13 protein-coding genes, 1 tRNA gene and 1 pseudogene are annotated in these 15,041 nt (G+C 51.4%); 13 read left to right on the top strand and 2 right to left on the bottom strand.

The window, feature by feature from the left end; all coding sequences use genetic code 11:
• The first annotated feature begins 819 nt into the window (after positions 1-819).
• Positions 820-896: transfer RNA gene (locus AB1611_06945), tRNA-Arg, on the top strand.
• Positions 897-1,144: 248 nt separating this feature from the next.
• Here AB1611_06945 and AB1611_06940 read toward each other — a convergent pair.
• The gene (locus AB1611_06940; protein ID MEW6379327.1) at positions 1,145-3,043 is read right to left on the bottom strand and encodes a hypothetical protein; all 1,899 of its coding nucleotides are present in this window, start codon (positions 3,041-3,043) and stop codon (positions 1,145-1,147) included.
• 3 nt (positions 3,044-3,046) lie between these two features.
• A pseudogene (locus tag AB1611_06935) lies at positions 3,047-3,118 on the bottom strand (hypothetical protein).
• Between the two features lie 377 nt (positions 3,119-3,495).
• Here AB1611_06935 and AB1611_06930 point away from each other — a divergent pair.
• The 12 genes from AB1611_06930 (at position 3,496) to AB1611_06875 (ending at position 15,012) form a co-directional block, all read left to right on the top strand.
• Complete coding sequence (locus tag AB1611_06930) at positions 3,496-5,562, top strand: tetratricopeptide repeat protein (GenBank protein MEW6379326.1); 2,067 nt, start codon at positions 3,496-3,498, stop codon at positions 5,560-5,562.
• A 199-nt stretch (positions 5,563-5,761) separates the two neighbouring features.
• The gene (gene fliE / locus AB1611_06925; protein ID MEW6379325.1) at positions 5,762-6,064 is read left to right on the top strand and encodes a flagellar hook-basal body complex protein FliE; all 303 of its coding nucleotides are present in this window, start codon (positions 5,762-5,764) and stop codon (positions 6,062-6,064) included.
• A gap of 156 nt (positions 6,065-6,220) precedes the next feature.
• Positions 6,221-7,876, top strand: a complete 1,656-nt coding sequence (gene fliF, locus AB1611_06920; GenBank protein MEW6379324.1) for a flagellar basal-body MS-ring/collar protein FliF — start codon at positions 6,221-6,223, stop codon at positions 7,874-7,876.
• The gene (fliG, locus tag AB1611_06915; GenBank protein MEW6379323.1) at positions 7,873-8,883 is read left to right on the top strand and encodes a flagellar motor switch protein FliG; all 1,011 of its coding nucleotides are present in this window, start codon (positions 7,873-7,875) and stop codon (positions 8,881-8,883) included. The genes fliF and fliG overlap by 4 nt, the downstream gene beginning before the upstream one ends.
• 21 nt (positions 8,884-8,904) lie before the next feature.
• Complete coding sequence (locus AB1611_06910; GenBank protein ID MEW6379322.1) at positions 8,905-9,738, top strand: FliH/SctL family protein; 834 nt, start codon at positions 8,905-8,907, stop codon at positions 9,736-9,738.
• On the top strand, positions 9,735-11,072 hold the full coding sequence (locus tag AB1611_06905) for a FliI/YscN family ATPase (protein ID MEW6379321.1): 1,338 nt from the start codon (positions 9,735-9,737) through the stop codon (positions 11,070-11,072). Before AB1611_06910 ends, AB1611_06905 begins: the two co-directional genes overlap by 4 nt.
• Before the next feature lie 7 nt (positions 11,073-11,079).
• The gene (locus AB1611_06900; GenBank protein ID MEW6379320.1) at positions 11,080-11,217 is read left to right on the top strand and encodes a hypothetical protein; all 138 of its coding nucleotides are present in this window, start codon (positions 11,080-11,082) and stop codon (positions 11,215-11,217) included.
• Positions 11,218-11,296: 79 nt separating this feature from the next.
• Complete coding sequence (fliJ, locus tag AB1611_06895; protein MEW6379319.1) at positions 11,297-11,746, top strand: flagellar export protein FliJ; 450 nt, start codon at positions 11,297-11,299, stop codon at positions 11,744-11,746.
• Positions 11,733-12,392: a hypothetical protein gene (locus AB1611_06890; protein ID MEW6379318.1), complete on the top strand. Its 660-nt coding sequence runs from the start codon at positions 11,733-11,735 to the stop codon at positions 12,390-12,392. The genes fliJ and AB1611_06890 overlap by 14 nt, the downstream gene beginning before the upstream one ends.
• Positions 12,393-12,457: 65 nt before the next feature.
• Entirely contained in the window at positions 12,458-13,222 is a 765-nt protein-coding gene (locus tag AB1611_06885; GenBank protein ID MEW6379317.1) for a MotA/TolQ/ExbB proton channel family protein, read from the top strand.
• Between the two features lie 210 nt (positions 13,223-13,432).
• Positions 13,433-14,263, top strand: coding sequence for a flagellar motor protein MotB (locus AB1611_06880; GenBank protein MEW6379316.1), 831 nt, complete (start codon positions 13,433-13,435; stop codon positions 14,261-14,263).
• A gap of 23 nt (positions 14,264-14,286) precedes the next feature.
• Positions 14,287-15,012: a flagellar motor protein MotB gene (locus AB1611_06875; protein ID MEW6379315.1), complete on the top strand. Its 726-nt coding sequence runs from the start codon at positions 14,287-14,289 to the stop codon at positions 15,010-15,012.
• Positions 15,013-15,041: the final 29 nt, after the last annotated feature.

Here is a 15,041-nt window from a genome sequence, read left to right as displayed (position 1 = left end):
GGAGATCTTTTTTCCCTGTGTGCTTTGTGTCCTCTCTATATTATAAGCTTGGCTTATGTAAGTGCCATTCCGTCTAAGACGATTCGCCACAGGTCTACTGAAAAGTAAGGGAGTTCAACATATCTGGCAGAAAATGCGACAGCTCTTAATTACCCCTCGTATGGTCTTGGATTATTTGAAAATGACCCACAATAGCCGCTCCGCATCAACAGTCTAAAAATGAGAACAAATTTACCGTGGGCTGGTTGGAGTCTGGATTGACATATATTTTAAAATATGATACAAATATCTCATAAAAAATGAACGCTCATATTGATAAGACAACACAGTAATATTTCTCCCCTCTATAGGATTTTCACTTCGCTAAAGGCATCAGATCCAAACAGGGTGATGGCTACCATAATATGAGCGATGTAATCTCGGATGTTAATAGGCTTTTTTCTGAATTTTTTGTCTGCTGATGTTAATCTTATGGGGAATAGCCCCATTGTAGGCATCTCCATCAAATACATATTAGCATATAATACTCAGAAAGGCTTAGTACACGGCACGGGAATTAGGCGGGCCGGTTTGGTTCAACGACGCCCCCCTCACCCCAACCTTCTCCCCCCAAAGGGGGGGCGAGGGAGTGAACGTGCGGCTTTAACTGGTCGCGTATTTAATGCGCAGTGTACTTAGCTGATCGAAGGGAAAAAGCCGAGAGTAATTAATATATTAAATAAAGAAAATCCATGAATTTTTTCAGAGTTGCCATTATTGTATAATTGTCCTGAATACAGTTTCTCATGGCAAACTGGTAGAGAATTACAAATATATAATGCGCCCATGGCTCAGTTGGATAGAGCGACGGACTACGGATCCGTAGGTCGGGGGTTCGAATCCCTCTGGGCGCACCAGCGTGGTCGTTGGTGACCCCCAGAACGCGATTGTGAAGTAAGTCTGGCGGTGCGTGCTGAAACACTTAACCTGACCCGCCATCTATTGAAGGAGGCACGCCTTCTGCCAACTTGAAAGGCCTGTCACGGTTTAATTCAGAGAACAAATGATCTTTTCTTTATGCAGGGAACCTGGATAAAAAGCAAAGAGCGCCCTGGCGAAGTTTTTCACGGCGCTCTTTGCTTTGCCCAACCGATTCGGTTATCCTTTAGGGAGTATTCTTTCCGCTGTTATAACCCGCAAGTTCTTTCACCCATTGTTTAACCTGATCCTTCTGGGATCTGCCTAATTTCAGGTACCAGTGCTGCGAACTGTAATTGGCCAGGAAAGAATCGATCTCACTGACTACGTCCCGGATATTGGCTGACTCACTTATCCGGACATCAGGATCGCTACCGCTGGCCAGATTTAATTTGCAGGCGAGTAATTGAGCATACAGATTGACGATTTCATTAAGCCTGCTTCCCTGCTTCAGGGAAAGGATATCATGAACCTGATCGATGGCAGCAACTTTGATACTTTCCTGACCCTTTGGATTTCCCAGCCAGGTGGGCAGGAAGGATTGCATATGCTCAGGGTTCCTATACGCGTCTGTCCTCCAGGACGATACAGTACGTGGCACAAAGTTCGCAGTCGATGTCGTGGTCGTATCTGTAGCGGTCAGGGTGATGGGCAGCGGCGTCGTGATAGTGGTACACCGGTCATAAGGAAGCGGGTCCCATTGGCCGTCACTGCCGGCACAGCTAATCTCGGCACCGTTGGTCAGGAGCGCCGCTCCAACTGCTGCGCTCAAGCCCTCATTGGTGACGACTGAGGCACCGCCGGTATCGTTGTTGCGACCGTTGTAAAAGATTGACTGTGGTGCACTGGTCGGCTCAAGCCGTCCGCTTGGATTGAATTCCGTCCCGACTTTAATCAGAAGAGTTTTGCTCTGGAAAGCTGGAATACTGCCTGCCGTCCAGGTCAGAGTCTCCCGTTCAAAGCCTCCGGGACTCGGTGGAGGCACAATGGTCACATTGGCAGGATCACTGGTTTCGAAAGGATAGGCTTCATTGCTGAAGGTATCGGTAACCACCACTCCGGTCAGGGTAGTATTGTTGCAGTTTTCCACCGTGATTCCGACCAGAAAGTAGAAGAGCTTGCCCTCCGGAACCAGGGTATCTCTGACCGCGACCGGAATAATCCGGTCATTGAGGAACAGGTTGTCCGAAGTGCGATAGGGGCCATTGATTGTCTTGGTCAGCTTCAGGCATGGCTGTGCCGGGGACACTCCAAAGTAGTGGCTGGGATCGCTGGCCGTCAGATTATTGCCGACCGGATCAATGGCCGTGACCGTGCCGGTATTTTCATATTGACCAGCCCGGGCAGTGCCAGTGGCCGTGCAGGTCATGGATTCTCCAGGGTCAAGGGTATTTTGAGGACAGGTGACCGTAACTCCCTGACTATCGGTAATTGTGACATTGATAAGGTTGGTATTGCCGGTGTTTGTAACCTGGTAGGTCCAGGTGACTGGATCGCCGAGCGGAATTTCAGGGCCAGGCGGTTGATCAGCATCCTGCCCATTGGTAAACTTCTTGAGGCTGATTCCACTGGTATAACCAAAATAGTTACTGGGATCACTGGCTGTAACCGTGTTGCCGGATGGATCAGTACCGGTCGCTGTCCCGGTGTTTGTATGCTGGCCAGCCTGCGCTGTGCCACTGGCTGTACAGATCATGGTCTGACCAGGCCCCAGTGTAGCAGCGGGGCAGGAAACCGTAACTCCCTGATCATCGGTTACCGTGACCCCGGTGAGGGTGGTATTGCCGGTATTGGTAACTTCATAGGTCCAGGTGATTTGACCGCCCACAGGGATATATGATCCCGGAGGAGTATTGGCATCGTTACCATTCACAGATTTTATGATCCTGATTCCACCGCTGGTCCCAAAGTAATGGCTGGGGTCGTCGGCGATAATCTGGTTGCCGAGTGTGTCTGTGCCGGTAACCGAGCCAGCATTTCCATACTGGCCAGCATGGGCAGTGCCACTGGCTGAACAGGTCATGGACTCTCCAGGACCCAGGGTAGTTGATGGACAGGAGACGGCAACTCCCTGATCATCGGTCACGGTCACGCCGGTGAGAACGTCATTGCCGGTATTGGTGACCTGATAGGTCCAGGTGACCGGATCGCCTACTGGTATAGAGGGGCCAGGCGGCTGATTGGCATCCTGACCATTGGTGAATTTCCTGAGGCTGCGCTAAAAAAGATAATTATCATAGTACAGCATCTCTGCAATCAAGCGACCCATAATAGTTCACCGGCATTTCGTGAAAAAACATCCTATTACAGCAATTATGTCCGGATGTTCCCCCTTCCTGACACCTCCTTCAGGAGTGATTGCTATAGAATAAGGCAACACGGGCGATCCCTTACCGTTTAATTCCCCTAAAAGGCCTGATAATACAGTATGTTCCCATGCGGAATGAAAATTGCTAGCAATTAAGGGCAAAAACCGCTCCTGTGTAAAATAAGGATAAAGGAAATTCACATCGCAGGCGACAGCAGCACGGTATTTGTGTGGTTGAGCGAGAATTCGTGACGAATAATCAGCGAAAGCGGAATCCGATGAGCAGAGCAAAACCCGGCATATCCTGTATCAATCAGTACGGGGGAAGAATCGGCCCTCTGGCCTGCATCTTCCTTTTTCTCTTCTGCCCTGCCTCCCTTCTCCCCCTGCACCTTGATGCTGCACCCTCCACCCCGGTGGCGGCTCAATCCGGGGCAAAGGAGGGGGCATCGCCTCCGGATGCCTCGTCTTCCCAGAGAGCCTCCCGTATCTTCGAGGAGGCTGTCATAGCCAGGGGAAACAACAATCTCAAGGCAGCCAGACAAGGCTTTGAGAAATTGGTTTTTACCTACGCCGATACGCAGCAGGCACTGGACAGTTACCTGTACCTTGGAGAAATTTATGAGAAGCAGAACCTCCTGTATGAGGCCAGTGCCGTATACCATCAGCTTGTCGAGCGGTATCCCGATCACCAGTCGGTCCCGGAGGCTCTGTTCAGGCAGGGAGAAATATCCTATCGTCTGGGAGAGATGAAGAAAGCCCAAAAGATTTTTAAACAGATCCTGTTCCAATACTCCACTACCAGCTTCGCTCCAAAAGCTGCCTTTCGTTTGGGGGACTGCCTCGTTGAATCGGAGAATATGACCTCCGCCGGCATCTATTACCATGAGGGAATGGAAAAGCTTCCCCAGTATATCGAGGACCATCCCAAAACAGCCTTTAATATCGGCAGCATCTACCTCCAGGAGAAGCGGCTCGATCAGGCCCTTGCGGTGTTCCTGTCTCTGGAAAAAAACCATCCGAAGTTCGAAGCCCTTGATAAGGCAGTCACTTTTTGTGGCGATATCTATTCGGAACAGGGGAAGATTGCCGAGGCGATTCTTGCCTATCAGAGGGTTATCGATAACTACCCTGACTCGATTGGAGCGCAGGTCAGCCAGATACGTATGGCAGACCTGGGAATAGAGCACCCGAAGATGGTAATTAAAGGTTCCACCTCTCCTCTTTCCGCGTTCCGCAATCCTGTTGCCGCTTACCGGGAGCTTATGAAAAGAAAAACCACTGATCCGGTTCTGGCCCATCTGGCTGAATATAAACTCGGCCTGGCCCTGCAGAAAAAGGGAGAACATGGAGAGGCAATGGCTGTTTTCCGGTCACTGCTGGCCAAATCTCCCAAAGAAAACATCTACCAGGACAGCCTGTACGCTCTCAAGGAGGAGATGGTCAATTATCTCAGTCAGCGTTTTCAGCAGAAGGATTACCTTGAGGTTATCAAGTTTTACGAGAAGAATAAAGATGTTGTGGATTCCTTTCTGCACCAGGAAAAGGCTCCTCTCCCCTATTTCAGGATAGCTCAAAGCTACCAGAACCTGAAATTTTACCCGCCAGCCATCCACCTTTACCGGGAGACCCAGGCGATTTTACCCCCAGGGGTAAATCCTCTCTCCGGTCAGATCAATTTTCAGCTTGGCTTGATTTTCTTTCAGACCGCAGATTACCAGAAAGCCATGCAGGCCCTGCAGGAAATTGTCAGCCAGCCCGATTCTTCCGGGCTGGCATTTTTTGCTCTTTCGCTCATGGGAGATATTTCCTGGGAGAAGAAGGATTATCAGGCAGCCCTTGGCCATTATCAGGCCAGTCTGAATGTCCGGCCACCTCACAAGGGAATACGACAGCTCTTCAGAGTTGGGCAATGTTTTGAGAAACTGGGCAAAACTTCCGAGGCCATCGAATCGTTCGCAAAGGCTATCGACCTCGCTAACCAGGAAAAAAACCTTCAGTACCTCCCGGAAATTTCCGTCCATCTGGCAGACTGTCAATTCAAGGCCCACAAGTATGCAGAGGCGCTCGCCTCCTACCAGAAGGCGGAAAGTCTTGCCCTGAAACCGGAGGACCGGGACTGGGTGCTTTATCAGATCGGCAGCTGCTCTTTGAAAGAGGCAAAATCGGAAACTGCCCGGGATGTTTTCGGGAAAATCAAAGCAGCCCATCAGGACCCCATCTGGCCGGTTGTTGTCGATTTTAAAGAAGAGGAGTCAGGAGTCAGGAGACAGGAGTCAGGAGAGAGTGGTCAGTGATCAGTGGTCAGTGGCCGGTAAAGAGAAGTCAGGAGCCAGAAAAAAAGAAAAAGACACCACTGAGACACAGAGACACAGAGAAAAGCAACAGCAGGATCAGAGGCATCTGCCATTGGGGTTCTCTGTGCCTGCCTTTCACTGGCCACTGGCCACTGACCACTGACCACTGACCACTGAAATTCAAAGGAGGAAACCAGAAATGAAACAGATCAGCCTCATTGATTTGAAACCGGTGCTATTCAAGCAGCCATCACCGCCCGCAACTCCTCCCAAGGATGATGTGCCCTCATTCAGTGAGGTCATCAAGGAAGCGATCCAGAAAGTCGATGATCTGCAGTCAACCGCGGACCAGAACCTGCAGGACTTCATGACTCATAAGAACAAAGACCTTCACGAGGTCATGATTTCCTGGGAGAAGGCGGACACATCGTTAAAACTTTTAATGCAGGTTCGCTCCAAGGTTCTGGAGGCTTACCAGGAAATTATGAGAATGCCTGTCTGATTGTCTGCCAGCCAGCCTGTTTGAAATAGCCCGGTCTCGACAAGAGTGAAATAATCGTACTTCTTTTTACCAAAAAATAGTAAATATTAAGTAAAATATGCGTATAATAGAAGACAAAATTTATTAACTAAAGGCCGGATATCAGGAAAATATTTCATGCCAGCTCTTCTTGAGTCCATAAAGAAATTCATCGAAACTTTTCAGAGCCTTCCGCTGAACCGAAAGATCGCTCTTGTTCTGGTATTGGCCATCCTGGCAGGGGGAGTTGTGGCCCTGCTGAGCTGGGCCAACCGTACCAACTACCAGATACTCTACTCCCGCCTCGATCCGGAGGATGCCGGAGCTGTCGTGACCATGCTCAAGGAAATCAAAGTTCCCTACCGGATCAAGAATGGCGGCAGCACTATCATGGTTCCGGAAGAGCGGGTATATGAGCTTCGCCTGCAACTGGCCTCTGACAAGGTGCTCCAAAAGGGGAGCATTGGCTTTGAGCTGTTTGACCAGACAAACCTCGGGACCACCGAATTCGTCCAGACAGTAAATTACCACCGGGCTTTACAGGGAGAATTAAGCCGCACCATCAGCAGCCTGGCAGAGGTCGAATGGGCCAGGGTCCATCTGGCCATCCCCCAAAAGAGCCTGTTTATCGAGAAAGAGCAGCTTCCGACCGCCTCGGTGGTCCTCAAATTAAAGGAGGGAAGCCAATTACGCAAGCCCCAGATCAACGGTATTGTCCATCTGGTCTCCTGCAGTGTGGAGGGACTCTCCCCGGATAATGTCAAGGTTATTGACGATCAGGGAAGAATCCTGAGCGAGAATCCCAATGACTACTCCAGTCAGCTCCTGCAAGCCAGTAAGATGGAATATCAGACCCAGGTGGAAGATATCCTGGAGAAAAAAATCACTACCATGCTGGAGCGGGCTCTGGGCGCGAACGAAGTGATTGCCAAGGTTTCCGTCAGCCTGAGTCTTAAGCAGGTTGAGACGACCGAAGAGAAATACGATCCTGACCGAACAGTAGTCAAGACCGAGCAGCGCACACAGGAGGCATCCCAGGGCCAGACGCCGGTCACTCCGGCAGCCGGTCCCAATTCCAACTATCAAAAATCGGATGAGATCATTAAATATGAATTGACCAAGGCCACGAACCGCATCGTTGAATTGCCCGGACAAATCACCCGGCTGTCGGTAGCGGTGCTGGTGGATGGAAGATACGAAAAACAGGACAAGGGAGTAAAATACATTCCCCGCACCCCGCAGGAGATGCAAAGCATCCGGACGATTGCGGAAAAAGCTGTAGGCTATGACAGTAGCCGTGGAGATCAGATCGAAGTGGTCAATATTCCCTTCCAGATCGATGCCGCCAGCGGTCAGGGCCAGGCATCGATGGATATCCTGAAAAACTGGCAGCTCTGGCTGAGCCTGGCTAAATATGGATCCAAGGTTCTGCTCGCCTTGTTTTTCCTGCTCCTCATTTTCCGGCCATTGTTAAAATGGCTCTACCGTTTTACCCCGCCGCCACCTTCTCCTGCTGAGATACTGGAACGACCCGTGCAGGCAGGAGGGGATGCAGCAGAGGTCAGAGAACTGACTGATGATGATCACCAAGAGGCCATGATCAATGAGCTTCAGCAGGCCCTGCCGACCCGGCTCAGTCAGGTGGAGCAGGCCTTTAAAATCGCAGACAGTGAGGAAAGCAAGGCGCTTGAAGCCATGGTTAACATCATCCGCGAGATTGCCAGGCAGGAGCCCAAGCGAATTGCCCAGCTTACTCACGAATGGATAATTGAGGAGAGAAAGCAGTCGCCATGAGCAGGCAATTGACCAATTCGGAAAAGGCAGCCATTCTTTTTCTCTCGCTGGGAGAGGAAATCACGGCCGAGGTCTTTCGCGGTCTGGAAGAGGCGGAAATTCAGATGATCACCCAGTATATTACCAATATGGAGACCCCCTCCCTGGATGATATAAAGGGTGTGCTCCAGGAAACCATGGAGCGGATTTCCTATCGGCATGTCCTGCCGCAGGAAGTGGCCGAGTACATCAATAATGTACTGATCAAAGCTCTGGGAGAGAAAAAGGCAGCGGAGATCCTGCGCAAACTCCAGGCTCCGATGCTGGGCAAGGCAACCAACCTCAAGGTGCTCAAGGACCTGGATTCGGAAACGCTGGCCAATCTGATCCGGGGAGAACACCCCCAGATCATAGCCCTGATCCTGACTCACCTGAGCCCGGACAAGGCTGCCGAGATACTTGCCTACCTGCCCGAAGAGACCCGGACCGATGTGGCCCTGCGCATCTGCAACCTGGAGCGAATCAGACCCGGAGTAATCCAGGAAATCAGTGAATACTTCCGGAATAAACTCACGAATATGCAGGACTCGGAAAGCCAGGCAGTGGGAGGGGTCAGCAAGATCGCCGAGATCATGAACCATATTGACCGGGCATCGGAAGACAGTATCATGTCAAGTATTGAAAAAATCGACGCATCCCTGTCTGAAAATATCCGCATGCTCATGTTTACCTTCGAAGACCTGGGCAACATCGGCAATCAGGAGATGCAGGCACTTCTCAAGGAGATTCCCAAGGATGAGCTGGTCCTGGCCCTGAAAACGGCCAGCGTCGAATTGAAGGACCTGATCCTGCGGAACATGTCCGAGCGGGCGGCTCAGATGACAATCGAAGACCTTGAATCCATGGGTGCGGTAAAGCTTCACGATGTGGAAAAAGCTCAGCAGAATATTGTCAAAATCGCCAGAAAGTTGGAAGAGGAAGGCAAGATTGTCCTCAAAGGCGGCAAGGGCGGCGATGTCATGGTTTAAGGAAGAGCAGGAAAATAAATAATGAATAAGCCGGTATTTGAACAGGTGACCGTTCCGGGCGAATCATTCAAGGCTTTCAGGGAGAAAAAGATTCCCCTCTTCCAGCAGTCTCAGGAAAGGAAGGGGGCAAGCTTTCAGTTGATTTCTTTTCTGCGCAGTTCGGATACCGACACCGGCGGGGCATCAGCCGCTTCTGACACTGAACGAGAGGAAACTCAGGAGGATAGGGAGCGGGAGATGCTTCTTCGGCAAAGAGAGGAGATTCTCGGTGCAGCCAGGCAGGAGGCCGGGAAGATCAGGGAGGAGGCCTTTCAGCAGGGATTGTCCCAGGGTCTGGCTCAAGGGCTGGCGCAGGGTCTTTCGCAGGGAAGAGAGGAAGGCAGGAAGGAGTGCAGGAAAGAGATCAGAGACCGGCTGCTTCCTCTGGAAGATACCCTCAAACGACTGATCAACCGGATTGAGCAGGTACAGCAGATAATCCTGACCAAACAGGAGCAGGAAATTATACAATTATGCATTGAAATGGCGCGAAAAATCATCCATACAGAAATCAGTCAGAACCGGGAAATCATTCTTGCCAACCTTCGTGAAGGACTCAAATTTGTCGGCAATCATAAGGTGACAGGCATAAAATTGAATCCTCGCGACCTCGACCGTATCCATCAGGCACAGGAGGAAATATCCCAATCGTTTCTCAATCTGGACGGCGTCAGTCTGGAAGGCGATCCGGGCATACTGCCCGGCGGATGCCTGATCCAGACCGATCTGGGATATGTAGATGCCAGCATGGAGACCCAGCTCCGGGCACTGGATAAAACTTTTTCCCTGACCGCGAACAACGGAGATAGCCAGTGAATCAGGAGCTTAATCTCGAAAGATATCGCCTCGCCCTGCAGGGCTTAAACCCCATTGCCCTGTGCGGCAGAGTCAAACGGGTCATCGGTCTGATCATCGAGGGTTCCGGTCCCGCTGTCCCCCTGGGAGGTATCTGTGAGATCGAATGCCAGGGCCATCCGGCAGTCATGGCAGAGGTAGTCGGTTTCAAGGAAGATGGTGTCTTGATGATGCCCCTGGGAGGGATCCAGGGAATCAGGCAGGGGAACACTATTCGATTGGCCAAGCTGAAGGACACGGTCAGGGTGGGGCCACAGCTTCTCGGCAGAGTCATCGATGCCCTAGGAAAGCCCATTGATAACCTTGGAGATATCAACCTGCCCGAAGAGTATCCCTTTTATGCCAACCCGCTGCGGCCCCTTGAGCGGGAGAGGATCGCTCAGCCGCTTGATGTCGGCATCCGGGCCATCAACAGCCTCCTCACGATCGGCAGGGGACAGAAGATCGGCATCTTTGCCGGCAGCGGCGTAGGCAAAAGCGTACTGATGGGGCAAATGGCCAGAAACACCGAGGCAGATGTCAATGTCATTGCCCTGATTGGCGAGCGGGGCAGGGAGGTCAGGGAGTTCATTGACAAGGATCTGGGAGAAGATGGGCTCAAAAGGTCCGTTCTGGTAACGGTCACATCGGATGAACCCCCTCTGCTGCGCAGGCGGGGGGCCTTTGTGGCCACTGCCCTGGCCGAATACTTTCGGGACCAGGGAAAGCACGTTCTCCTGATGATGGATTCCCTGACCCGCTTTGCCATGGCCCAGCGGGAAATCGGCCTGGCAACAGGTGAGCCTCCGGCTACCCGCGGCTACACACCCTCGGTCTTTGCCCTCCTGCCCGCGCTTTTGGAACGGGCCGGGGCTTCGAGGGAAGGCGGAAGCATTACCGGCATCTATACCGTGCTGGTGGATGGAGATGACATGAACGAGCCCGTGGCCGATTCAGCCAGGTCAATTCTGGATGGGCATATTGTCCTGTCCCGCGATCTGGCCGCCCGGAACCATTATCCGGCCATCGACATTCTGCCCAGCATAAGCCGGGTCATGGGAGATATCACGAGCAGCGGGCAGAGAGAAGATGCCCGCAGCCTGGTCGAACTTTTGGCCACCTACCGCAGAGTCGAAGATCTGGTGCAGATCGGTGCTTACAAGAAGGGGAGTAATCCGAAGTCTGACCGGGCCTTGAGCATGATCGACTCCATCAATGAATTCCTCCGGCAGAAAATCGGAGAGAAAGCTGACCTGGCCAGCAGCTTCAAAGCCCTCCATGACCTTCTGGCTCCCGTGAAGGATGCCTCCCGTTAAGCCGATAATGAAAGCAGGAGTCAGAAGTCAGGAGTCAGAAGTCAGGAGTCAGGAGGGGAGTGATCAGTGGCCAGTGGTCAGTGATCAGTGGTCAGTGGCCAGTGAAAAGCAGGCACAGAGAACCCTCATGGCAGATGCCTTCTGACCCTGCTGTTGCTTTTCTCTGTGTCTCTGTGTCTCTGTGGTTTCTTTTTCTTTTTTTCTGACTCCTGAATTATGAAAATATGAAAAGATTCCATTTACAGTCCGTTCTCGAATACCGGCAAAGCCTTGAGGAAGAAGCACAGCGGGAATTTTCCGAGCTCCAGAGCAATCTGGTCCGGGAGGTAGAGCTTGGCTCCCGGATTCAGGGCCAGATCGCTGCCTGGCAGGAAAAATTCCGAGGCAGGCAGCATCAGAGCATATATTCCGCAGAGATTGACCTCTATCAGAAGTTCCTGAGCTTTCTGACTGATGAGGCTGCACGGCAAAGGGAAAAAATCCGCTCGCTCGAACTGGCGGTCGAGGAAAAGCGGCAAATCCTGCTTGAAGCCAGAAAAGAGAAAAAGATTATGGACAGGCTGAAAGAGAAAACTCTGTCGCTGTGGGAAAAGGAAATGCTGAAGGAAGAGCAGAAGACCCTGGATGAGAGGGCCATCAGGCGGGGCCGTAGGATTCTGAATGATGAAAGGTAAGGGGCCGATGCCGCCTGCTGGCACCAGATATTCGATGAAAAAGCGTTCCGCCGTATCCCCGCTCCAGCTGCTTGTGGGAGCAGCCATCCTGGCTGCAACTGCATGCTGCATGTTTCTCAGGAATTCCAGGATCGGCAATTTTAGCTGGGTGAAGGAAAGCGCGGCAGGCCAGGCCGCAAAATCCGGGGTGAGCGGGAAGGAACCCACCTGGGAAAGCCTCAAGGAAGTGCAGCAATCGTTAGCCGGGAGGGAGGCCAAAGTCCGGGAGCGAGAAGAGATGCTGGAGAAAAAGGAGCAGCGGCTGGCTGATATCAAAAATGAGATTATCCGGAATGTGGAAGCCCTGAAACTGCTCAAGAAGGAAATTGAAGAAAAGAGCAGGCAACTGGATGAGCAGCAGGAGAAACGGATTAAAGAGCTGTCCAAGATTTTCGAGGGCGCACCTCCCGAGAAGGCAGGCTCCATCATTGCGCAGACTGATCTTTCGACAGCCTCTGAAATCATCATGCGAATGGACAAGAAAAAGGCAGGCCGTCTGTGGGGATTTGTCGATCCGAAACTGGCTGCTGAAATTACCAGAAACATTGCACGCAAAGGCAGCTCGATTGGACCATCACCCGTCCAGGGCAGGGAAGAAAAGAAGTAACTGCTTATCTTCTTTATCCCTTTGTGCCTTTGTGCCTGAGTATTTACAAAAAGGAATAGTCTATTATGGATATCGCCACCATATCCGGAATCGTTTCAGCCTTTGCTCTGGTAGTTATCGCCATACTTATGGGCGGCAGCCTCTTTATTTTTATCGATATCCCCTCGATCATGATTACCGTCGGAGCAACAATCGGAGTCAGCCTTATCCATTATCCACTGGGTGATATTCTGGGAGTAATGAAAGTAGTTAAAAATACTTTCTTTGTCAAGAAGCACAATTCGGAAGAATTAATCAAGAAAATCGTTGAGATGGCAAGCCTTGCCCGGAAAGAAGGGCTCCTGGCCCTGCAGAATACCGCCAAGAGCCTGGAAGATCCATTCATGCGGGTAGGAATTCAGGGCCTGGTTGACGGTCTGGAACCTGAAGCCATCAGAGATATTCTCAACACCGATATCGAGCAGATGGAGGACCGCCACTCCCACGGCGCTGAGATCCTCACCAGCCTGGCTGCTTATGCCCCGGCCATGGGACTCATCGGCACCCTCATCGGACTGGTGCAGATGCTGCAAAATCTGAATGACCCCAGTAAAATCGGCCCCGGCATGGCCGTTGCTCTCCTCACTACTTTTTATGGGGCCATTCTGGCCAACATGATTTTCCTTCCCTTGAGCGGAAAATTGAAAACCCGCAGCTCGGAAGAGGCCCAGTATCGGCAAATTGCCCTGGAAGGCATCATTTCTATCTCCGGTGGCACCAATCCCCGCATCATCGAACAAAAGCTTCATGCTTTTCTGCCGCCCAAAATGCGGGTTTCGAGCTTTACCTGATTCTCCCTCTCCAGGGCATGCACTAATATAATGCTTGCCTCAAGGCAGCAGGCCCCGGTGCACAAAATAAAAGCAGTCGTACACGAGTAACCATTTGATTTATTAGTTTATTTTTTATGTTCGTTTTTCATGCTCCGTCGGCATTAATCTTGCTGGAATAATACTCACAAAGGACTTAAAACTCGCTGTCCGGTCTCGGACCATCAAACCATGAAAATTAAATCGGACAACCATACTATGCAGAGCAATCAGCTCAAAGATTATTATTTGTCAGAGAGGGGAGACTCGACGGTTGTTCTCATGTGCGCTCTGGTTCTCCTGATGATGGCCTTTTTTGCAGTTTTAAATTCCCTCTCGGTGAAAGACAAAAAAAAGGAGCGGATCGCTCTGGGCTCGGTTACGGAGAGTCTGGGCGCTCTGCCGGGCGGAGTCTTGCCGACTGCGGGGAAGGAGTTCCTGCTCGCTTCTCCGCCCGTTATTGGTTCATCTCATGAGCTGGCCAGCAAGGGAATCAGCCCGGAAGCACTCTATGACCTGGTCCTCTCGGCGCCGGGGAAAAAGTGGTATCAGGTTATCACCCTCAGGAAATCACATGAGGGCATGAACATCGCTCTTTCGGATCAGAGCTTTTTTGCCCCCGGGACAGCGGAGCTCCAGCCGGATAAACTGCCCCTGCTTGATAAAATCAGTGCGCTCATCCAGGATTCATCCTGCGATATCGTCATTAAAGGGCATACGGATGACATCCCCATTGTTTCGGACAGGTTCGGGTCAAACTGGGAGCTGTCTGCGGCCAGGGCCATGAACATCCTGAAATATTTTGTCCGGCAGGGGATCGCCATCTCCCGTCTGGAAGCGGCGGGATATGGAGAGCATGACCCGATTTTTCCCAACGATACGCCGGAACACCGGGCCCTGAATCGAAGAGTTGAAATCCAGTTGGTTCAGGAGGGGATGAAAGCGCTCCCTTCGAAGGAAGAGAAAGACAGCGTTACGGTTCATGGCTTTTTATTTAAATTACGCGGTCTCATGAAAAGGTAAAAGACAGGGCGGAAAAGAGCGGTATGTCCAAAAAAAAGGAAAAAAAAGAAATAGATCCGCAAGCCTGGATGTTCAGTTTCTCTGACCTTTTGACGAACATGCTGACTTTCTTTGTGCTGCTCTATTCCATGTCATCCATGAATGACCTGGCCTTCGAGCATTATCTGGGGCCTTCGCTTCGCGGGGCACTGGGAGCCATTAACAGAGGAGAGCTGACCAATATCGGGAAGCCCCGGTTCATGCCGGTTTCCCTGCCGCCGACTGAAGAATTTGCTCAAATCGAGGACGCGCTCATCAAGGCCCTTTTGAGCGATGCCGGGGAGGAGCAGCCTGGAAATGAGGCCGGGACGGTTCCGCAGGGCTTACAGACACAGACAATAGATATCTATGCCAACAATAAATTTGCCCAGATTTTATTTCCGGCCCAGATACTTTTTGATAAAAACAGTGCGCAAATACTGCCGCATATGGCCCGGCACCTGAAAGGGATTGCCGAGATTTTAACAAAATTCGCTCATCCTGTGCGTATCAATGGTTTCAGCGGACGAACCGAGGGAACAGACAAAGGCGCGGATCTCTCGCTGAGGAGGGCATCGGCAGTGTTGAATTTTCTGGTTTCCCAGGGAGGACTTGCCCCGGAACGGTGCAGTCTGGCTGGTTACGGAAGCCTGCGGTATGAGGAAAGAAGGGGAAAGAGTGAGGATTATGTAGAGATTTATATTATTAAAGCAGCCAATTACACCACGTAAATTGAATTAGGAAAACAACCAGTTCCCGC

It is taken from the genome of bacterium, from assembly GCA_040755755.1.
In the GTDB taxonomy this organism is placed as follows: domain Bacteria; phylum SZUA-182; class SZUA-182; order DTGQ01; family DTGQ01; genus DTGQ01.
The sequence above is the reverse complement of the archived record's forward strand: the minus strand, read 5'-3'. Positions and strand labels throughout refer to the sequence as shown.

Coding starts and splice junctions, on each gene's coding strand:
- fliE (MEW6379325.1), top strand. CDS start 5,762: ATGAAACAGATCAGCCTCATTGATTTGAAACCGGTGCTATTCAAGCAG.
- fliF (MEW6379324.1), top strand. CDS start 6,221: ATGCCAGCTCTTCTTGAGTCCATAAAGAAATTCATCGAAACTTTTCAG.
- fliG (MEW6379323.1), top strand. CDS start 7,873: ATGAGCAGGCAATTGACCAATTCGGAAAAGGCAGCCATTCTTTTTCTC.
- AB1611_06910 (MEW6379322.1), top strand. CDS start 8,905: ATGAATAAGCCGGTATTTGAACAGGTGACCGTTCCGGGCGAATCATTC.
- AB1611_06900 (MEW6379320.1), top strand. CDS start 11,080: ATGAAAGCAGGAGTCAGAAGTCAGGAGTCAGAAGTCAGGAGTCAGGAG.
- fliJ (MEW6379319.1), top strand. CDS start 11,297: ATGAAAAGATTCCATTTACAGTCCGTTCTCGAATACCGGCAAAGCCTT.
- AB1611_06890 (MEW6379318.1), top strand. CDS start 11,733: ATGATGAAAGGTAAGGGGCCGATGCCGCCTGCTGGCACCAGATATTCG.
- AB1611_06885 (MEW6379317.1), top strand. CDS start 12,458: ATGGATATCGCCACCATATCCGGAATCGTTTCAGCCTTTGCTCTGGTA.
- AB1611_06880 (MEW6379316.1), top strand. CDS start 13,433: ATGAAAATTAAATCGGACAACCATACTATGCAGAGCAATCAGCTCAAA.
- AB1611_06875 (MEW6379315.1), top strand. CDS start 14,287: ATGTCCAAAAAAAAGGAAAAAAAAGAAATAGATCCGCAAGCCTGGATG.